Here is a 19,477-nt window from a genome sequence, read left to right on the forward strand (position 1 = left end):
TTTTTGACGAATGCTGGAGCAAATTTCGCTGTTTTGCGTGTGTGGGTTGAAATCACGCTGCAAAATGTGGTATTTCCGCATGTCATAAAGCATGCGTGCACGATATTTTTAAAATCTTAAAGGTGAGGTAAGAACATGACCCGTAAGGACCGTACCGAAGGCATCTACTCTCGTCGTGAGGTGCTGGACGAGTCTGAACGTCGCCAGTATTACCAGATCCAGCTCAAGGAGCTGCTGGCCTACGCCTACAGATATTCCGAAGACGTCAAAAAGCGTTTTGACCGCGCCCAGTTTAATGTTGAGAAATTCCGCTCTCTTTCTGATCTGAAGCACATCCCGATCATCAAGAAAAAAGAACTGATCTTTCTCCAGTCTATGGGTCCGCGTCTGGGCGGTCTTTTGACCAAGGATCTTGGTGAACTGCGCCGCGTCTTCCTGTCTCCCGGTCCGATCTTTGACCCGGAAGACAGAACAGAAGATTACTGGGGCTGGACAGAAGGCTTTTATGCCGCTGGTTTCCGTTCTGGCGATCTCTCTCAGGTGACGTTTAACTACCACCTGACTCCTGCTGGTCTGATGTTTGAAGAGCCGCTGAGAAACCTCGGCTGTTCCGTTGTTCCGGCTGGCCCGGGCAACACGGCAACCCAGCTCGAGATCATGCAGAAGCTGCGGACCACGGGCTACGTGGGTACCCCCAGCTACCTGATGCATCTGGCTCAGAAGGCAGAAGAAGCCGGTCTGAACCTGCGTAAGGACCTCTATCTTGAGGTTGCTTTCGTAACGGGTGAGAAATTCCCCGAAAAGATGCGTCAGACCATCGAAAAGAAATTCGACCTGATTATGCGTCAGGGCTACGGCACCGCAGATGTTGGCTGCATTGGTTATGAGTGTTACCATTGCAACGGCCTGCATTTGTCGAACCGTGCTTACGTTGAAATCTGTCATCCTGACACGGGTATCCCGCTCAAGGATGGCGAGGTTGGCGAAATTGTTGTCACCTCTTTCAACCATACCTATCCGCTGATTCGACTGGCTACTGGTGATCTGTCGTACATCGACCGCGCACCGTGTGCCTGTGGCCGTACTTCTCCGCGCCTTGGCAATATTGTCGGCCGGGTTGATACCACCACCCGAATCAAGGGCATGTTTGTTTACCCGCATCAGGTTGAGCAGGTCATGTCTCAGTTCGAAGATATTAAACGTTGGCAGATCGAAGTCACCAATCCTGGTGGCATTGATGAGATGATTCTGCACATTGAGGCCAGCAACTTCACCCGCGAGGATGAACTGCTGCACGCCTTTAGACAGCAGATCAAGCTTCGTCCTTCTCTGGACGTAGTTGCTCCTGGTACGCTGCCAGCACAGATTCGTCCCATTGAGGACAAGAGGAAATGGGATTAACCCCGCGTTTCTTCTCATATCTTACACGTCTTGGTGCTGTCGTCCTCGTGGCGGCAGCCCTTGGCGCCTGTGCGCCTCACAGGCCGGTCTCCGGACCTGTCCCTGAGGTGCCTTCCGTTGCTCCCGGCACATTCCTTTCTGCTCAGGGAGATGTTTTCCCCCTAGACCGCCTGGCAGCGTTTGCTGGGCAGGCTGATTATGTCCTTCTTGGCGAAGGTCATGCTTCGGCCTGCGATCATTTGGCACAGGCACGCATGCTTGAGGCCCTGTGTCGGGCCGCCTGTGAAGCTGGTCGCCCGGTTCCTGCTCTTGGATTGGAAATGGTCTCTGTAGACCATCAGCCCGTGCTGGACCGGTTTAATTCTGGGGAAATAGGAGCAGACGGACTCGCCAAGGCTCTCGACTGGAAAAAAGTCTGGGGCTATGGCTATGAGCTGTATCGGCCTGTTTTTGAAGTCGCAGAAGCACAGAATATGCCCCTTGTGGCCTTGAATGTGCCCCGCCGCGTGACCCGCACTGTGGGTCGGGAAGGGACGGATGCGCTCACAAAGGCCGATCGCGTTTTTCTTCCGAAAAAAATCCTGCCCCCGTCTCGGGAACAGCAGGAATTTCTTCAAGAGCAGTTTGCCCTGCATCAAAAAATGATGAAGGGAGCACCGGAGCGCATGCAGGCTTCTGTTTCGCGTTTTCAGACCGTGCAGTCCATTTGGGATACTGCAATGGCTGAGAATGCAATGAAAGCCCGCCATTCGTTTGTGCGCCCGATAGCTATTATTGTTGGCTCTGGCCATGTTGAATATGGCTGGGGCATAGAGCATCGTCTGGCAACGCTTGATCCAGAGGCTCAGGTGTATTCCATTGCTCCGTGGCGGGGCGGGGATGCTCCAGAGCCAGATCTGGCCGATGCGTTTTTTTACTGTCCACCCCGGCAGACCCTCAAACTGGGTCTGGTTGTGGAAATGAAGTCCTGCGGTGCGCAGGTCGTTTCCATTGCTGCGGGGTCTCGGGCAGAAAAGGCCGGACTCAAAGAGGGGGACTGCATTGTCCGTGCTCAGGGCATGCCTGTGGAGGCTCTGTGGACATTGCACAAGGCTGCGGTTCGCGCCAATCGTGAGGATAAAGGACGCCTGCGTTTTGACGTCCTGCGCGAGGGCACATCCCACCATCTGACAATCCAACTTTCCAGAACCAGTCGGAAGGGGACCACGGTTGCCCCAACTGGCACACCCTAATTCAATATGCCTGAACTTCCAGAGGTACAGACCATAGCCCGCGAACTCCTCAACGAGCTTCGCGAGCAGCGTATACTGTCGTTTGACTTGCTGTCCAAGGGTGCCGTCAACAAAGAGTACGGTGCAATGTCTCCGTCACAGATTGCCCGTCATCTGCCTGGTAGCATGATTCGTCGCGTTTGGCGTCGGGGCAAGCTGCTGCTGATTGACATTGTCACGCTCAAGAAAAAAGAGCTGACCATCTGTTTTCACCTGAAAATGACTGGACGCCTGCTGGTGACTGATACCATTGCAGCTCCAGACAAGCACTGCCGCCTGCGTTTCCGTCTGCCTGATGGCCGCGCCCTGTTCTTTGCGGATTCCCGCAAGTTTGGGTTCTGCCGGGTTATGACGCAGCAGGCTCTCAGCACATGGCCTTTCTACAAGAGCCTCGGCCCTGAGCCGCTTGAAGTTTCCGTTGATGACTTTGTGGAACTCTTCAAGGGCCGCCGTGGTCAGGTGAAGCCATTGCTGCTGGACCAGAACTTTATTGCTGGCGTTGGCAACATCTATGCAGATGAATCTTTGTTCCGCGCTGGCATTCTGCCGCATGCACTGGCTTCCAGTGTTGAGCGTGAGCGTCTTGAGGCACTGCATGCTTCCTTGCAGGACGTGCTGAAAGAAGCCATTGCCGCTAACGGCAGTTCCATCAATGATTACCGTGATGCACACGGGGATGCTGGTGCATTCCAGAATGAATTCCGTGTGTATGGCCGGGCCGGAGAGGCTTGCGTCAACTGCGGCTCTGAATTGCAGCGCCGTACTGTGGCTGGACGCGCCACTGTCTTCTGCCCCAAGTGCCAGCACTAAGCAGGGGTTTTCATGAGTAGCCTCGCCAGAGGAATTGCCAAAAATGCCGCTGTAGTCGGTGGGGCAACGCTCCTTTCCAGAATCCTTGGCTTTGTCCGGGATTTGATTATTGCGTTCGCCCTTGGCGCAGGCCCTGTGGCAGATGCCTTTTTTGTGGCCTTTCGCCTGCCGAATCTCATGCGCAGGCTTTTTGGCGAGGGTTCGCTGACAATGGCCTTCGTCCCGGTCTATTCGCGAGTGCGCGAAGAGCACGGGGCGGAGGCCTCACACGTCATGGCCCGCTCCATGCACATCTGGCTCGTTCTCGTGCTGGGTGTGTTGACGCTTGTGGCCATGTACTTTGCCCGCCCCCTCACGCTTGCCATTGCTCCGGGCTTTGCCGGAGAACCACGTCAGCTTCAGCTGACTGTGGAACTGGTTCGCATCTGTTTCCCGTATACGATTTTTATTTGTGGCGTTGCCCTGTGCATGGGAATCCTCAACTCTGAGGGACACTTTCTCATGCCCGCGCTCGCCCCGTGTGTGCTCAACATTGTTTTGATCTCTGCTGCCCTTGGCGCGGTCTGGCTCAAGCTCTCTGTCCCGCATATGCTGGCTTATGGCGTGCTTGTCGCTGGAGTCCTGCAATGGGCCGTCCAGCAACCTGCACTTCATTCTGTGGGGCTTCGCTGGTTTGGGCACTGGTCGCTCAAAAACGACGGCGTCCGCCGTACGGGACGGCTCATGCTGCCCACGGTTTTTGGCGCTGCCGTGTATCAGATCAATATTCTTTTGGGCACGCTCCTTGCCTCGCTCCTTCCGGCAGGCAGTATTTCCTACCTGTATTATGCTGACCGGCTGGTGCAGTTCCCGCTGGGTGTTTTTGGCATTGCCGTGAGCACTGCGGCGCTTCCGAGCCTGTCCCGACTTGCTGCGCGCAAGGACATGGATGGTTTCAAGGAAGCCCTGAACGCCAGTATGCGTCTGACGCTGTTTATCAGTATCCCCGCAGCAGCAGGACTTATCGGTCTTGCCGGGCCTGTGGTGGAGCTGCTTTTTCAGCGTGGAGCGTTTTCCTCGGCCGCTGTTGATGCAACATCCATTGCGCTTGTTGGCTACGCCATTGGCTTGCCAGCTTTTGCGATGGTCCGGCCTCTGGTGTCGGCATTTTATGCCCTTGAGGACACCAAGACCCCAGTCATTGCCGCAACTCTGAGTGTCGTGGTCTATGTCATCGCGGGTGCAGGCATGATGCAGTACATTGGGCATCTTGGTCTGGCTCTCGCAACGTCTCTCTCTTCCTGGCTGAACGCGGCTTTTTTGGTCTGGCGTTTGCGCGGGCGACTGGGGCGCTGGGCGAGCTATCACCGTATTGTTCCAGTGTTTTTGGGACTCAGTATCGTTATTGGATGTGGTGCATGGGGTACCGTGCCGCTTGGGAAATGGGCCGTCGTGCTTATTCCGGTGTGGGCTGCGGTCTACGCTGTTGGAGCGCTGCTGTGCCGTATCCCGGAGGCAACCATGCTTCTTGATGCTGTTCGGCGCAGGGTTCGCTAGACCCTGTGCGCTAACGCCGTGCCACGCGCGGAGATGAGCGGAGATGTTTTTCATGGACGAGATTGTGCTGATTCGCGTGACAGGCGAGGATAAACCCGGAATCCTCCATGCCCTGACTGATGTTCTGGCTCACCACGAAGTGCGCATTTTGGACATTGGGCAGGCGGTTATTCACAACACGCTGTCCCTCGGGCTGATTATTCATATTCCAGAAGAGCAGTCGTCTGCTCCCGTCATCAAGGACGTTTTGTTTCGTGCCCATGAGCTGGGAGTACAGCTCACCTTTGAGCCTGTGTCTGGCGAAGAGCATGAGGCATGGGTCAAAGAGCAGGGGAGCCGTCGCTACATTGTGACGCTCATGGCTCGCGAGGTCAGCTCCAGGCAGGTTGAGCGGGTGTCTGGTGTGCTTTCATCGCACAGCATGAATATTCACTCTGTGACCCGGTTGTCTGGCCGAATTTCTCTTGCCAACCCTGAGGATGCTCCACGCGGCTGTGTGGAATTTACCGTACGCGGTGAGCCGCAGGACCCTGATGCCATTCGTACTGAATTCATGGAGATTTCACGCGAAGAGGGGGTGGACATTGGCTTTCAGGAGGACAATGTTTATCGCCGTAACCGTCGCCTGATTTGCTTTGATATGGATTCGACCCTGATTCAGGCCGAAGTCATTGATGAGCTGGCTCGCGAGGCAGGTGTCATGGACAAGGTGGCTGCGATTACAGAATCCGCCATGCGTGGCGAGCTGGACTTTAAGCAGAGCCTGCGGCACCGCGTGTCGTACCTTGAGGGCTTACCCGTGTCTGTTATGGACAACGTCGCCGAGCGTATTCAGCTTACTGACGGTGCCCGCCGTCTGTTTGGCAATCTGCGCAAGCTTGGCTACAAGGTCGCCATCCTTTCCGGTGGTTTTACCTATTTTGGGCGCAAGCTCCAGCAGGAGCTGGGCATTGACTATGTGCATGCCAACGAGCTTGAAATGAAAGACGGCAAGCTCACTGGCCGCGTTGATGGCGAGATCGTTGACGGTGCCCGTAAGGCCGCTTTGCTTCAGGAGATTGCCCGCAAGGAGAATCTGGACCTGCAGCAGGTTGTCGCCGTTGGTGACGGAGCAAATGATTTGCCGATGCTCCACCTTGCCGGTCTTGGCATTGCCTTCCATGCCAAACCCGTTGTCCGCCGCGATGCCCGTCAGTCCATTTCCACGCTTGGTCTGGACAGCATTCTCTATTTGCTTGGCATGAGTGATCGCGAGGCTTTGGAGTAAGCTATGGACAGGGACTGTGCTGCGGCCCGTGCGTATTTTCCGCGTGGTCTCAAACAGCCAGAAACAGGATTTCATTTTTCAGTCGACGCGCTGCTTTTGGCCTGCTTTGCCGGGCCGGGAGCGGCGCGTCGCGCTGTTGATCTTGGGACTGGGAGCGGTGTGGTTGGACTGGGGCTTCTTCTGAACTCAGGCTCGGAGCGGCTTCACGTCACCGGGCTGGAGCTGAATCCTGAGATGATTGCCTCTGCCCGGCAGAATATCGCCCTGCTTGGATTGACTGAGCGTTTTTCTCTCGTACACTGCAACGTTCGCGAGGTCCGTCGTGCTCATCCTGAACCGGAATTTGCGGATCTTGTTGTGTGCAACCCACCGTACCGTCAGCCGGGGCGTGGACGGCGTTCTCCTGACGCTGGGCGTGACGTGGCCCGGTTTGAGGCTGAGGCAGAGATTGCTGACTTTTTGGCTGCGGCTGCTTTTTTGGTCAAGAATCGGGGGCGAGTGTGTTTTATTGGCTTGCCGGAGCGGTTGCCGGAGTTTTTTGCTGATGCTGCGCACCACCGTTTGGAGCCGAAGCGCCTTCGCTGTGTGCATGGTCATGCTGCCAAGCCTGCCCGTCTTGCGCTCGTTGAATGTGTGAAGAATGGACGCCCCGGTCTCGCTCTTGAGCCGCCGTTAATTTTATATGACGCTGAAGGGCACTGGCAGCAGGATGCACTGGAATTTTGTCCGTATGCGACCTGCAATGCCCGCAGGAAATAGAAACGCCCGGAGCCTTGGCTCAGGGCGTTTTTTGTGACTTGGCGTACGCAGCAGAGATCTGGAGTTTTAGAGCAGGTCGGAGAGATTTTCTTTCAGCGTATAGCGGATATGGTATTTCTCCCCTAGTTCTGACAGCAGCTTTTCCTGTTCAGAGTGGGGCATATCCTGGATACGCACAAAAACTTTGCGGTATTTGATATCTTCCGGTTCGTATGCGGTGAGGATACTCATAATTCGTGCGTGGCGTTTATTCAGAAAGTCCACCAGCTCGGCCATTGTCCCCGGAATGTCTTCGAGATCAATGGAGAACTGGAACCCGCCGTGCTGCACGCCCGTGATGCGGATAAGGACATCAAAGACATCGCTTTGCGAAAGTATACCCACCAGCTTTTCTTCATCATCAAGCACCGGCAGGGCACCGATTTGGTGCTTTTGGAGCATGAGTGCTGCTTTTTCAACTGATTCGTTCGTATGGACTGTCAGGAGCTTCGTCGTCATAATGTCTTTGATCGTAATCTCAGACAGCAGGTAGTACAGCTCATGGACATCAAGCGTTGTGGCCTTGGACGGAGACGCTTCCTTTATGTCCCTGTCCGTCACAATGCCTACAAGTCTTCCTCCCTCTTCCACCACGCAAAGCCCTTGGCTTTTGGTATCCTTCATCAGTTTTGACGCCCGCATCATGGACGTCTCTGGGCTGACTGTGACCGGCTTGGTGTTCATCCAGTTTCCGACAAGCATCAGGACTCCTTTTCTCTGTGTGCGCACCGCACATTCAAAAAAATGATTTTAGGACGGCTTCTGCTCCATATACAGAATGAGGCCTTTTGTATAAATTGCATACCCTGTCTTTTATGACAACATATGCAGTGAGTTCTGATCTACTTTTTCCCGGAGGATTTTCGTGAAAACCCTGTTCCTCGATTGCTCTTTCGGCATTGCCGGAGATATGTTTTTGGCTGCAAGTTGTGGCCTTGGTCTTGATCTCGCCCCCTTACAGAATGCGTTTTCGACCGCTGGCCTTGAATTGACGCTCGATGCACCAGAAGTTCGCATTGGGGGGCTTGCCGGACGGCAGCTTGCCATAGAATCTTCCAGCTCTCAGCCTCTTCGGCATCTTCCCGATATTCTCAAGATTATTGAAGCGCTTCCCCTGAGTGATGGCGTCTGCGCCAAGGCTTCCGCTGCCTTTACCCGGCTCGGGGAAGCAGAGGCCGCTGTGCACGGTATGCCCCTCGATCATGTGCATTTTCATGAGGTGGGAGCTGTCGATACGCTTATCGATGTCGTCGGTGCTTTTTATGCCGTTGAACAGCTTGGTGTTTCTCAGGTGCAGTGTTCTCCGCTTCCCTGGTTTCGCGGCCGCGTTCACTGTGCTCACGGTATTCTCCCTCTTCCTGCTCCTGCTGCTCTTGAGCTGATGAAAGGAAAGCCCGTCTTCCCCTCAGATTTTGAGTTGGAAATTATTACCCCAACAGGCGCCCTCATTGTCGATCAGCTTGCTGACTCCTTCGTCACAGGGCCTACTGGTGTCGTCGTCGCCTCCGGCGTCGGGTATGGCACCACCGACCTCGGCGACAAGAACAGAGGCTTACGTGCTCTGCTCATTGAGCCATGGGTGTAGTGCTGATGCGTGTGTGGGTGGGGGAAGTTGGGGGCGCTGCCCCCAAACCCCCGCGTAAGGGAATGATTCCCTTACGTATCTTCATCGAGTTTGAATTCCCTCCACGCTTCGCGTGAATGAAATTCAAACTTGGGTGAGAAAACGAAAAGAACGTCGTTCTCTTTCCCGTGTGTTGCCACCATTCCTTTTGAACGCCTTTAGGCGTTCAAAAGGAATAAGTGCGGTCAGGAAAAGGCAGAAGAACACGCGTTAGGGAAACGCCCACTAGGGCGAAAAAAAGGGGCCGAAATGGAGAGGAGAGCGTAGCTCTCATCACATTTCGGCCCCTTTTTTTCGGGCGAAATCGGGATTCCCAAGGGCCTCGTCCTTGGGCGGGGTCAAGGGGCAGCGCCCCTTGCAGGGCTTGGGACAGCGTCCCAACAAAACAACCTTTGCCCTCTCGTGCTCGTACTATAAAACGAGTTTAAGATACCAGTTCATGATGTCAGTGCCATAGAGAAGGGTAAGGGCAGTGCCGAGGCAGAGAAAGGGGCCGAAGGGCATCTGACTGTGAAGGGAGAGCTTTTTTCCTGCGAGGTCGGCGACTGCGGCGGCGATAAGGGTGCTGATGCAGGCGAGGAGCACGGCAATGGGGAGCAGGTGAAGGCCGGTGAGTGCGCCAAGGGCGAACATGAGTTTAATGTCGCCAGTGCCGAGACCTTCAATGCCGCGGAGTTTTCGATAGGCGAACTGGAGCAAAATAAAAAAGCCTGCACCGAGGACAGCGCCGCCGAAGCACTGGTTCGCGGGCATGTGCAGGAGAAAGAGCGAGGCGAGGGGAGCGAAAAGCATGGTTGGATAAATCAGCTCATCGGGGAGGATGTAGCTGTAGAGGTCGATAAAGCTGGCGGTGAGAAAAAGGACGCCAAGAATTGAATAGACCCAAAAGTGCGCGGAGAGGCCGAACTGGAACGAGTAGGCCAGAGGGAGCACACAGGAGAAGGTAAGAATGCTTGGGCGAAAAAAGGCCCCGGGAGTGGTGTACTCTTCTGGGTCGAGCTGCCCGAGGAAGCGGAGCACAAAGAGCGCACTTGGGATACCAGTAAGCAGCCCAAAAAGGACGGCGACGAGCGGAGCTGGCAGTGATGAAAGTGTCATGAATGTTCTGCTTGCGTTTTAGGGGCTGATGCAGGGCACCGAGCCGTGGTGACGAAAAAAGGAACGCCTCCAGTATGGTGACGTTCCTTTGTGTTTTACGAGCTTCCTGATTTTGACGCAAGGTGAGCTGAGCAGGTGCTCAGACTAGCGGCCGCCGAAGTGGATTTCCATGTCTTTTGGCCATTCAAAGGTGTAGCCGTACTCAATGTCCTTGCTGTCTTCGCTGTCGAGTTCAAAGGTCCAGACGGCGAGATTGTCTTTCTGCTTTGCACCATCAAGCGAGGCGTCCATGCTGATGCGGGAGTCGCGAAGCTGGGGCAGGGCGTCTTCGACGCGAATTGAGGCAGCTTTTTTGCCCTGATTTTCAACCGTGAGCTTCCATTGCCAGCGAGCGGTGCTCTTTTTGCTGATGACGCCGCTGGAGCCAGATTTTTTGTCGAGCAGGGCAAAGTCGACACGAATTTGCGGTGCAGGGCCAAAGAAAAGCTCTGTTTTTTTGTCGCTGAGGCCAAACTGAACCTGCTGCACAAAGCTTGAGTCAATAAGCAGACGGGCCGGACCATAGGGAAGCTTGAGAGGCGACTTGAAGTCGACGCGTGCATGCAGGAAGGCCTGCTGGCGCTCCTGCGGTCGAATAAGATAGTCAAATTTGGCATCCCAGTTGTCCTTGCGAACCGTGAGAAGCTTTTTTTGTCCAGAGTTCAGAGAGACAGTGCCAAGGGATATGGCATCAAAGAGTTCGCCTTGCTCAATACTGACACTGTCAGCTGCGGGAGCGGCCATAAACATGACGGGTGCGGCATTCTCCATTGCTGACTTGGCGCGAGGCATGGGCTTCTGGCGAGGTCCAAGAATCCACGGTCGAGAGGGTGGGGGAGTAATGGCTCCGGTGTACTGCGCCGTAGAGAGCGTGAGTTCCGCATCGTTCCACTGAAGTCCAGAATTCTGATAAATCTGGGCCTGCCAGAGGAAACTCAGGTTCTGTTCTTCGGGGTGCGCATTGATGCTGTAAAGCGATGACCAGCCGCAGTTCGTGACACGATACTGGGCTTCAATGCTGATGGGCTTGGAGCCGGGCTTGTCGAGGGCCAGGACTGCTACCGGAAGCTCCTTGATGCCGCCAGTAAGGGCCTTGAGCTTGCGGTTGAGACGTGCAAGCCTGTCGCGCAGAGGACGTATTTCTTGTGCAAGTGCGCTTATTTCTTTTGTCGTTGCTGCGACGCTCTTTGCAACAGAGGCGGCCATTGTTTTGGCTTGCTCTGGGGTACTTATGTTGCTGCCAATGTTTCGCCAGAAGAGGAGCGTGGAGTGAAGCCCTGCCTGATGATTTTGTAAGACGGAAATTTGTTGCTCAACGGCGGCGATTTTGTCTCGAAGAGCCTTGATCGCGGGGCTGTCGCCATAGGGCATGGTGGAGAAGCTGAGGCTTTTGAGCTGTGAATTCCCCTTGATAAGACTGATGTGCAGGGAATTTTGATCAATTCCAGCGGGTAGGGGCAAAATATAACGCCCGTGGGGCGAGGGGGAAATATCTTTTTTTTCCTGAATTTGTGCTGAGTCAGGGAAAAGTGTGATGTGCTGCTTTGCCTGCGAACAGACCGGGAAAAGCAGAAACACACTGAAAGCACAAAGGAAGGCGTGAAGCTTTCGCATGTGATCCTCCATAAAAAAGGTGAACGCCAGTCTCTCTGTGTAGCGTTCACCAAAAAAAGGGTCAATGCGTTGCATGCCACTTGCTAGGGTAAAGTGATCTCTTTGCAGGTCCACTTTTTGGGGGAAAACTCAAAACAGCTCAGAATAAGCTGGCCCTCAAGCGTCCAGACCTTGCCGACAATCAGACCTTTGGCTTCCTTGTCCATGACCTCTGCAATCAGGTCAAAAATGGCGAGCCTGTTTTCCTCGTCTTCCTCAAACATCGGGGACTGGCCTGAAATCTTAAAGGCTCCGGACCCTGCTTCAAGATATTCGTATGATACGTCTTCAAAGGCATTCTCAAGAAGCCTGTGCATCTTTGAATAGGTCCATTCATTGATTCCAGAAATCCAGCCTTCGTAGCTCATGTGATGTGTATCCATGAATATCTCCTGCGTGTATCTCTCGTGGTAAAAAAAAATTCCTGATGGAAGCTCCGTTATCTTCCTTACAGCCAGAAGAGAAAAGGCTCAAGAAAAGAAGTTTGGCTTTTTGTGGTGAACCCGCGAAAATACAGAAAAAAATCCTTTTCATAAACGAAAAAAGTCAACAATTCAGAAAACAAATATTATTGGGAGCCTCGCGGTATTACAGGCCTGTCATAAGGCTGACAAATTCTACCTTACGGACCTTTTTAAGGCGCTTTTCCAAAAAGGAAAAGAAGAATCGATAGCTTGGGGGAGAAGTACGGAGAAAAGGGTCGCTGATTTTCTTTTTAGAAAGTTGGCGAAAAATGGACAAGCAAATATAGGCATTTCTGTGCTGTAAGGTTCCTGAATCTGGAATGATTCTTTTCTTTCTCCTATGAAGGTGATAAGACAGTTGCATTGATTTTTTTAGCGTTACATTCTTCAAATATCCAAACAGGTTGGAAGGAGAATTTTTGATATTATGAAAATCCTGAAAAAGAAACCCGGACTCGCGGTGCGTATCCTCTTGGGCATCACTCTGTATGTTCTCGCCGTACTTCTTTCTGCTTCTGTTGTCCGCGCATAGCTTGCACGGGACCTCAAAATTTTAGGGCCAGTCATGACGTAATCCTCGTTGTGGCTGGCCCTGCTTGTTTTTTTCTCCCCCCTTTCTCCATAAGCCGCTCCTGCGCTCTGCAACTTTCTTTTTGGAAAACCTTCCTTCCGAGGAGAACCTTTTTTCAACTTTTTGCAAAACAGATCTACCAGAACTGCAATGCGGGTATTTCTCTGTCTTTGATGAAAAAGTTAGACTGTGAGTGTTTACTCATACAGCCGAAAACGTTGTATTGAAAGAGCTTCTTGCGTCCTGTGTTGGTGAAATGACCTTGACTTTCTTCGTGTTTTCTGGTCATCCGAAACGGTCTCTTTCACTGAAAAGGGCCAATTTTTTTCTGTAAAAATTGTTTGAATGCTCAATCATTATATCTTCAAACTTGTTTGTGCATTCAATCTATTTTCACAGAAAAATTGTTTGGTTGAACAGACAGAGATTCCCCTGCACGGGAAAAGCCGCCCAACTGCAATGCTGGGTGTGCGGGTGGAACGTCGACCTGTGTTTTTGGCACGCTGTGCTGTGCCCCGGTTTGGAACATTTCGCTGAGAAGGTACTTATGGAGTTTGTGAAGTTTGGGGTAGCTCTGCTGCCAATCCTGTGGCTTATGTTTTCCCTTGGTGTCCTGCATCTCCCTGCACACAAGACATGTGTTGCGACCCTTGTTGGAACATTTTTGCTCGCCGTCTTTGGATGGTGGGGAATGCCCCTGACAGAGGCAGCTGGTGCTGCTATGGAAGGTGGCGCGCTCGCCCTCTGGCCCATTATGATCGTCATCATCGCGGCCGTTTTTACGTACAATCTTTCTCTGGCAACAGGGAGCATGGAAGTCATCAAGGGAATGCTGTCGTCCATCACGACTGACAAGCGTATCCTTGTCCTCATCATTGCATGGGGCTTTGGTGGCTTCCTCGAAGGCGTTGCAGGGTACGGTACTGCTGTTGCAATTCCGGCAAGTATCCTTGCTGCAATGGGTTTCAATCCGCTGTTCGCCGCTGTGATCTGTCTGGTGGCAAACACCGTTCCGACTGCATTCGGTGCCATCGGCATTCCGGTGACCACAATGGCAAGCGTGACGGGACTCTCCCCTATGGAGCTGAGCTATTACACTGGCCTTCAGCTTACTCCCTTCATTATTCTTATTCCCATGCTGCTCGTTATGCTGGTGGAAAAGAGTGTAAAGGGCATCCAGGGCGTTTTCTTTGTGACGCTGGTTTCTGGCGTGTCCTTTGCTTTGCCCCAGCTTGCTTTGGCAAAATTCCTTGGACCTGAACTTCCCTGTCTGGCTGGTAGTGTGTGCAGTATGGCTGCAACGACGCTGGTCACTCGCCTGATGTATTCCCACACCGCTGGCGAGAAGGACGAGTCTGTGACTGGTCGTCAGAAGTTTTTGGCATGGTTGCCCTATATTCTGGTGTTCTCCTTCATCATCCTGTGTAGTAACCTCTTCCCCGGTATCCGAGATGCTCTGGGAAGCGTGAAGTCAACGGTTGCTATCTACAAGGACCACCTGTTTACCTTTAAGTGGATTGCCACACCGGGGACGCTGATTATTCTGGCGACCTTTATTGGTGGTCTGATTCAGGGTGAGTCTCTGGGGCGCATTGCAGGTATTTTTATCAAAACATGCAAGCAGCTGGTGATGTCCTGTGTCACCGTTGTGGCTATTGTCGCAATGGCAAAGGTCATGGCCTACAGTGGCATGATTAACTCTATTGCCGTGGTCATGGCTGAGCTGACAGGTCGTGTTTTCCCGCTGCTTTCTCCGCTTATTGGGGCACTGGGAACATTTGTGACGGGTTCTGATACCTCGTCCAATGTGCTTTTCGGTAAGCTCCAGCTTGAAGTTGCCAACCAGATTGGTGTTGACCCGCGTTGGCTCGTTGCCGCCAGTGCTGGTGGCGCAACCGCAGGCAAAATGATTTCTCCTCAGTCCATCGCTGTTGCAACTGCTGCAACAGGCCTGATTGGTTCCGAGGGTGAAATTCTTGGCAAGACCGTCAAGGTCTGCATCGCGTACCTCGTGCTCTACGGTGCCGTGGTGTTCGCCACTCTGAGTCTCGGTCTGATTTAGTCAGTCTCCTGATTTATACAGAGTAGAATTCTGAAAAAAGAAAGGCCGGAAGCTGTGAGCTTCCGGCCTTTTTTGTGCGGTAATGAAAACTAGGAATTGTCTCGCGACATATGCTGGTAGGCGTTGATAAGCCCGTTTGTTGAGGCATCATGTCGTGTTGCTCTGCCACCTTCTGCAAGCTCGGTCTGAATATTCTTCGCGAGTTGCTTGCCGAGTTCGACACCCATTTGGTCAAAGGAATTAATGTTCCAGATCGTACCCTGCACAAAGATTTTGTGTTCATACAGAGCCATGAGCAGACCAAGATTGAAGGGCGTCAGGCGCTTGAGCAGGAAGGTGTTGGACGGGCGGTTGCCTGTAAAGGTCTTGTGCGGTGCAAGAGCGCTGACCCGATTCGGGGCAAGCCCCTGTGCTTCCAGCTCTGCCTTAGCTTCGGCAAGGGTTCGGCCGCGCATGAGGGCTTCTGTCTGTGCAAAAAAATTGGAAATGAGCACCGTGTGGTGTTTGCCCATTGGGTTTAGCGGCTGGGCGCAGGCGATGAAATCGCAGGGGACAAGCTTTGTGCCCTGATGCAGGAGCTGGAAAAAGGCGTGCTGTCCATTGGTGCCGGGTTCTCCCCAGATGATTGGTCCCGTTCCGTAATTGACCGGGACACCATCAACAGAAATGCTTTTGCCATTGGATTCCATGTCGCCCTGCTGGAAGTAGGCAGGGAAGCGGGACAGGTACTGGTTATAGGGGAGTATGGCCTGTGTGCCACATCCATAGAAATTGTTGTACCAGATGCCCAGCATTGCCATGAGCATGGGGATATTGCGCTCAGGCTGTGCAGTTCGGAAGTGGACGTCAGCCTCGTGTGCACCCGCAAGGAACTCTTCAAAGCGGTCCATGCCAATGGCGAGAGCAACAGAGAGGCCAATGGCGCTCCACACAGAGTACCGTCCGCCGACCCAGTCCCAGAATTCAAACATGTTTTCGGGGTCAATGCCAAAATTCTGGACGCCTTCGCGATTAGTTGAGAGGGCGACAAAATGTTTGGCAACGAACTCTTCATTTCCTGCCCGGCTTAGGAACCATTTTTTTGCTGAGCCAGCATTGAGCAATGTTTCCTGCGTGGTGAAAGTCTTGGAAGCCACAATGAAGAGTGTGGTTCGTGGGTCCAGATTTCGAAGAATTTCTGAGAGCTGTGTGCCATCCGCGTTGGAAACAAAGTGGGGCCGGGGACCGTCGACATAGCTGGTCAGGGCCTGGGCGACCATTTGCGGGCCAAGGTCGGAACCTCCAATGCCGATATTTACAATATCAGTGATGGGTTGTCCGGTGTAGCCCTTCCACTCTCCCGAGCGGACGTGGTCACAGAAGTCCCGCATTTTTTTTAGCATCTGGCGGACGAGAGGGATGACATTTTCCCCATCGACATAGACCGGCGTCTCGTCCTGCTGGCGGAGAGCGACGTGAAGAACGGCCCGGTCTTCGGTCACGTTGATGTGGCCACCTGAAAACATGGCTTCACGGCGTTCTATGACACCTCGATCTCGAAGAAGGTCCATGAGGAGAGTGACAGTCTTTTGTGTGATTCTGTTTTTAGAATAGTCAAAAAGAAGGTCTCCAAGTTGAATGGAGAACTTTGCAAAACGCTCTGAATCTGCGTTGAAGAGGTCCCGCATGTGAAGGTCACAGCTTTCCCGGTAGTGCTCAAGAAGCGCTTCCCATGCAGGAGACCGCGTCAGGGAGATCATGATGCAATCCTTAATATTCAAAACAGGTGATGAAAAGACGGTTGAATTCTAACGATACTCTGAACGAAAGGGGAGTCGAAGTCAATAAATACGCAGTAATTGCTGATAGCAGGAACGAAGAGTGCTCATATATGTCTTCATCAAAAAAAGGTCGTGCAGGCAGGATACGCTAGAATCTGCCGGGGTGATTTTACTGGACACACAGCGCCTTCGTCAGGCAGTGAGTCGCCAGAGAGTCTAGCACAGTACGGTGCTGGGCAAAGTTTTTTCACAAGGGGCAAAATCCCCTGATGTTTGGAGAGAGGACTGTGCACATTCGAAAACGTGTTCTGGTTACAGGCGGTGCCGGATTTTTAGGCTCATTTTTGTGTGAGCGGCTTGTTGCGTCAGGTTGTGACGTCTTGTGTGTTGATAATTATTTTACAGGGTCCCGATGGAATGTTTCATCCCTTTTGGGAAACCCTTCTTTTGAATGCCTGAGGCATGACATCACATTTCCTCTCTATGTAGAATGTGATGAAATTTATAACCTAGCCTGCCCCGCGTCGCCAGTTCACTATCAATTTGATCCTGTTCAGACCACAAAAACTTCTATCCACGGAGCGATTAACATGTTGGGCCTTGCCAAAAGGCTTCATGCAAAAATCCTCCAGGCGTCAACATCAGAGGTCTATGGCGATCCAGAAGTGCACCCACAGAAAGAAGACTACTGGGGCTGTGTGAATCCCATCGGTCCGCGAGCCTGTTATGATGAAGGAAAGCGTTGTGCCGAGACACTGTTCTTTGATTACCATCGACAGCATCAGCTCCAGATCAAGGTCGCGCGTATTTTCAACACATATGGGCCGCGAATGCACCCCAACGACGGGCGTGTTGTGTCAAATTTCATTGTTCAGGCGTTACGTGGTCATGATGTGACGGTTTATGGCGATGGTTCGCAGACACGGTCCTTTTGCTATGTTGACGACATGGTAGATGGACTTGTTCGTTTGATGGGGGCTCCGTCCTCGCTCACAGGGCCAGTGAATATTGGAAACCCGGCCGAAATTTCTATTCGTGAGCTTGCCGAGACTGTTGTTGAACTTGTTGGTGGACGCTCGCGGCTCGTGTTTGCCCCTTTGCCGTGTAACGATCCCGTACGGCGTAGACCAGATATTGACCTCGCGAAAAAAGAACTCCAGTGGACACCAACTGTCGCTTTACGCGACGGACTCACCAGAACCATTGACTATTTTGACACTCTGCTTTCAGATATGGACAGCCAGACTTTGAAACGGCTGCACATGGATCGCGCAGACGAAAGCTGATTGAGCTGTGTTTGATGCCGGAATGTGCTAGTCATTGGCTGTGAAGCAATATCTAACCACTGGGGAAGATCAGATGCGAACGAAGATTATTGCCACCCTTGGCCCGGCGTCTATGAAATACGACGTGATGAAGGGCATGGTTGAGCATGGTGTCAGAATATTTCGACTGAATTTTTCGCACGCGGATGCCGCGAGCTTTGTTCCTGTGGTGCAGGATATCCGAAAACTTGAGCAGGAGATGGGAATCCGCCTCACGGTGATGGGCGATCTGTGTGGACCAAAGATTCGTATTGGTGAAGTTCCTGGTTCTCCACTCCAGATCAATAAAGGACAGGGCGTGCTTTTGGGCCTTCCCAAGCATGCGGAACGCGCCGAAGAAGACCGGGTCTTTATTTCGCTGGATGTTCCTGAATTGATGGAAGGTCTCAAGGCTGGCGACGCCGTTTTTTTGGCTGATGGCATGCTTCGGTTTACGGTTAATCGTGTGCTTATTCCTGATCAGCTTTTTGAAATGGTTGCCCGCACTGAGGGGCTGCTTACTTCGCACAAGGGTATTGCCTTCCCGGACAAGATCCATCCGCTACCTGCGTTGACTGAAAAGGATGAAAAAGATCTGCGCGAAGGTTTGGATATTGGCATTGATGCTGTGGCCTTGTCCTTTGTGCAGGGTGCAGAGGATGTTGAACGCCTGCGCAGGCTTATTCAGGAGCATGGGCGGATTGTTCCGGTGGTTGCCAAGCTGGAGCGCAAGGCTGCCGTTGAGCACATTGACGAGATTGTGGCGGCTGCTGACTGCGTGATGGTTGCCCGTGGCGACCTCGGCGTTGAGTGCTCGCTGGCCAAATTGCCCGTTATGCAGAAGCGCATCATTCGCGCCTGTCGGCATCAGCAGAAGGCCGTTATTGTTGCCACCCAGATGATGCTGTCTATGGTCAAGAGTCCGGTTCCGACGCGTGCAGAAGCAACTGACGTGGGTAATGCTGTTATGGATGGCGCTGATTGCGTGATGCTGTCTGAAGAGACTGCTATAGGCAATTATCCGGTTGAGACCTGCGCGTTTATTCAGGGCATCGCCCAGAGCTGTGAGGACTACTACCTTGAGCGGCTTGGTGGCCCATACGTGCCGAGTCCCGAAAAAAATATCGTGAAATATCTTGCGTATTCAGCGTGCCTTGTGGCGGAACATGCGGATAGTGCGGCTTTGGTCTGCCATTCGACGAGTGGTGCGACAGCCCGCATGCTGTCCAGCCGGCGTCCAAGCTTGCCTATTTTTGCGCTGTCCCCTGATGAGGGCGTGCTTCGGGGAATGAACTTTTTCTGGGGCGTGCGCCCTCGGCTTGCGGATGTCTCTCTTGTGAGTCATCTGGAGCGGGCGGTTGCGTTTATCCGAGGAGAAGCCAGCATAGAGCAGAGGCAGTCTGTGGTCATCACGTCTGGTCAGCCGATGCCTCCGGGACAGCCGGAAACAAAAACAAATGGCATCAAACTTTTTTATAAATAGAGCCTGTAAGCAAAAGACCCGCCTTGCGGGTCTTTTTTTTTGGCTCATGCTCGAAGTGTATGGAAATCAGGCTGTTTTGGGCAAAAAGAAATTGCCTGAAAGGGGAGAGCTTTGCTATGAATGTTCTCAATTTTTTGAACAGCAAAGACTGGTCTTTGCTCAGAAAAACGGCTATGTCTGCCGAATTCGCGCTTTTCCCTTTGGATAGCGCGACGATTGCGTTAGCAACTAGTTGTAAAATATAATAATTGTCGATTCAAACAAAATTTGGGCAGCAAATAATAGCGTACGCCATAGTCTGGCTCCGTATTATTTGAATTCGGAATGAAATCTGCT

General features: G+C 52.8%; 15 protein-coding genes. 10 read left to right on the forward strand and 5 right to left on the reverse strand.

The window, feature by feature from the left end; genetic code table 11:
* The first annotated feature begins 135 nt into the window (after positions 1-135).
* Genes B5D23_RS01885 through B5D23_RS01910 form a run of 6 tightly spaced genes read left to right on the forward strand, consistent with a single transcriptional unit; the run spans position 136 to position 7,044 of the window.
* On the forward strand, positions 136-1,401 hold the full coding sequence (locus B5D23_RS01885) for a phenylacetate--CoA ligase family protein (protein ID WP_078683693.1): 1,266 nt from the start codon (positions 136-138) through the stop codon (positions 1,399-1,401).
* Positions 1,392-2,633: a ChaN family lipoprotein gene (locus B5D23_RS01890; protein ID WP_078683694.1), complete on the forward strand. Its 1,242-nt coding sequence runs from the start codon at positions 1,392-1,394 to the stop codon at positions 2,631-2,633. The genes B5D23_RS01885 and B5D23_RS01890 overlap by 10 nt, the downstream gene beginning before the upstream one ends.
* A 6-nt stretch (positions 2,634-2,639) precedes the next feature.
* On the forward strand, positions 2,640-3,482 hold the full coding sequence (gene mutM / locus B5D23_RS01895) for a bifunctional DNA-formamidopyrimidine glycosylase/DNA-(apurinic or apyrimidinic site) lyase (RefSeq protein ID WP_078683695.1): 843 nt from the start codon (positions 2,640-2,642) through the stop codon (positions 3,480-3,482).
* Between the two features lie 12 nt (positions 3,483-3,494).
* Positions 3,495-5,018 (forward strand): murein biosynthesis integral membrane protein MurJ, encoded by a 1,524-nt coding sequence (gene murJ, locus B5D23_RS01900; protein WP_078683696.1) that lies wholly within the window; start codon positions 3,495-3,497, stop codon positions 5,016-5,018.
* Positions 5,019-5,070: 52 nt separating this feature from the next.
* A complete protein-coding gene (serB, locus tag B5D23_RS01905; protein WP_078683896.1) occupies positions 5,071-6,285 on the forward strand; it encodes a phosphoserine phosphatase SerB in 1,215 nt (404 codons plus the stop codon).
* Positions 6,286-6,288: 3 nt separating this feature from the next.
* Positions 6,289-7,044 carry a tRNA1(Val) (adenine(37)-N6)-methyltransferase gene (locus tag B5D23_RS01910; protein ID WP_078683697.1) on the forward strand — a complete coding sequence of 252 codons (756 nt, stop codon included), beginning with the start codon at positions 6,289-6,291 and terminating at the stop codon, positions 7,042-7,044.
* Between the two features lie 66 nt (positions 7,045-7,110).
* Here B5D23_RS01910 and B5D23_RS01915 read toward each other — a convergent pair whose 3' ends face one another.
* Positions 7,111-7,785, reverse strand: coding sequence for a CBS and ACT domain-containing protein (locus B5D23_RS01915; RefSeq protein ID WP_078683698.1), 675 nt, complete (start codon positions 7,783-7,785; stop codon positions 7,111-7,113).
* A 163-nt stretch (positions 7,786-7,948) separates the two neighbouring features.
* Here B5D23_RS01915 and B5D23_RS01920 point away from each other — a divergent pair, with 163 nt between their 5' ends.
* A complete protein-coding gene (locus B5D23_RS01920; protein ID WP_078683699.1) occupies positions 7,949-8,668 on the forward strand; it encodes a nickel pincer cofactor biosynthesis protein LarC in 720 nt (239 codons plus the stop codon).
* Positions 8,669-9,118: 450 nt separating this feature from the next.
* Here the strand turns inward: B5D23_RS01920 and B5D23_RS01925 are convergent, their stop codons facing one another.
* From B5D23_RS01925 to B5D23_RS01935, 3 genes are all read right to left on the reverse strand, one after another.
* Positions 9,119-9,805: a prepilin peptidase gene (locus B5D23_RS01925; RefSeq protein ID WP_078683700.1), complete on the reverse strand. Its 687-nt coding sequence runs from the start codon at positions 9,803-9,805 to the stop codon at positions 9,119-9,121.
* Positions 9,806-9,949: 144 nt separating this feature from the next.
* On the reverse strand, positions 9,950-11,458 hold the full coding sequence (locus B5D23_RS01930) for a DUF4139 domain-containing protein (RefSeq protein WP_159445872.1): 1,509 nt from the start codon (positions 11,456-11,458) through the stop codon (positions 9,950-9,952).
* A gap of 83 nt (positions 11,459-11,541) precedes the next feature.
* Positions 11,542-11,880 carry a hypothetical protein gene (locus B5D23_RS01935; RefSeq protein ID WP_078683702.1) on the reverse strand — a complete coding sequence of 113 codons (339 nt, stop codon included), beginning with the start codon at positions 11,878-11,880 and terminating at the stop codon, positions 11,542-11,544.
* Positions 11,881-13,079: 1,199 nt separating this feature from the next.
* Between B5D23_RS01935 and B5D23_RS01940 the strand changes: the two genes are divergently transcribed.
* The gene (locus B5D23_RS01940) at positions 13,080-14,594 is read left to right on the forward strand and encodes an L-lactate permease (RefSeq protein ID WP_078683703.1); all 1,515 of its coding nucleotides are present in this window, start codon (positions 13,080-13,082) and stop codon (positions 14,592-14,594) included.
* An 89-nt stretch (positions 14,595-14,683) separates the two neighbouring features.
* On the opposite strand, the gene pgi is transcribed toward B5D23_RS01940, so the two are convergent.
* Entirely contained in the window at positions 14,684-16,333 is a 1,650-nt protein-coding gene (gene pgi / locus B5D23_RS01945; RefSeq protein WP_078683704.1) for a glucose-6-phosphate isomerase, read from the reverse strand.
* Positions 16,334-16,641: 308 nt separating this feature from the next.
* On the opposite strand from pgi, the gene B5D23_RS01950 reads away from it, so the two are divergent.
* Together B5D23_RS01950 and pyk are read left to right on the forward strand one after the other, a co-directional pair.
* Positions 16,642-17,640 carry a UDP-glucuronic acid decarboxylase family protein gene (locus B5D23_RS01950; protein ID WP_200803612.1) on the forward strand — a complete coding sequence of 333 codons (999 nt, stop codon included), beginning with the start codon at positions 16,642-16,644 and terminating at the stop codon, positions 17,638-17,640.
* Between the two features lie 73 nt (positions 17,641-17,713).
* Positions 17,714-19,141: a pyruvate kinase gene (gene pyk, locus B5D23_RS01955; RefSeq protein ID WP_078683706.1), complete on the forward strand. Its 1,428-nt coding sequence runs from the start codon at positions 17,714-17,716 to the stop codon at positions 19,139-19,141.
* Positions 19,142-19,477 lie beyond the last annotated feature (336 nt).

This window comes from Desulfobaculum bizertense DSM 18034 (genome assembly GCF_900167065.1).
In the GTDB taxonomy this organism is placed as follows: Bacteria; Desulfobacterota; Desulfovibrionia; order Desulfovibrionales; family Desulfovibrionaceae; genus Desulfobaculum; species Desulfobaculum bizertense.

What these genes read in the sequence shown, in the direction of transcription:
- B5D23_RS01885 (WP_078683693.1), top strand. Translation starts at nt 136, where the DNA reads ATGACCCGTAAGGACCGTACCGAAGGCATCTACTCTCGTCGTGAGGTG.
- B5D23_RS01890 (WP_078683694.1), top strand. Translation starts at nt 1,392, where the DNA reads ATGGGATTAACCCCGCGTTTCTTCTCATATCTTACACGTCTTGGTGCT.
- mutM (WP_078683695.1), top strand. Translation starts at nt 2,640, where the DNA reads ATGCCTGAACTTCCAGAGGTACAGACCATAGCCCGCGAACTCCTCAAC.
- murJ (WP_078683696.1), top strand. Translation starts at nt 3,495, where the DNA reads ATGAGTAGCCTCGCCAGAGGAATTGCCAAAAATGCCGCTGTAGTCGGT.
- serB (WP_078683896.1), top strand. Translation starts at nt 5,071, where the DNA reads ATGGACGAGATTGTGCTGATTCGCGTGACAGGCGAGGATAAACCCGGA.
- B5D23_RS01910 (WP_078683697.1), top strand. Translation starts at nt 6,289, where the DNA reads ATGGACAGGGACTGTGCTGCGGCCCGTGCGTATTTTCCGCGTGGTCTC.
- B5D23_RS01915 (WP_078683698.1), bottom strand. Translation starts at nt 7,785, where the DNA reads ATGCTTGTCGGAAACTGGATGAACACCAAGCCGGTCACAGTCAGCCCA.
- B5D23_RS01925 (WP_078683700.1), bottom strand. Translation starts at nt 9,805, where the DNA reads ATGACACTTTCATCACTGCCAGCTCCGCTCGTCGCCGTCCTTTTTGGG.
- B5D23_RS01930 (WP_159445872.1), bottom strand. Translation starts at nt 11,458, where the DNA reads ATGCGAAAGCTTCACGCCTTCCTTTGTGCTTTCAGTGTGTTTCTGCTT.
- B5D23_RS01935 (WP_078683702.1), bottom strand. Translation starts at nt 11,880, where the DNA reads ATGGATACACATCACATGAGCTACGAAGGCTGGATTTCTGGAATCAAT.
- B5D23_RS01940 (WP_078683703.1), top strand. Translation starts at nt 13,080, where the DNA reads ATGGAGTTTGTGAAGTTTGGGGTAGCTCTGCTGCCAATCCTGTGGCTT.
- pgi (WP_078683704.1), bottom strand. Translation starts at nt 16,333, where the DNA reads ATGATCTCCCTGACGCGGTCTCCTGCATGGGAAGCGCTTCTTGAGCAC.
- pyk (WP_078683706.1), top strand. Translation starts at nt 17,714, where the DNA reads ATGCGAACGAAGATTATTGCCACCCTTGGCCCGGCGTCTATGAAATAC.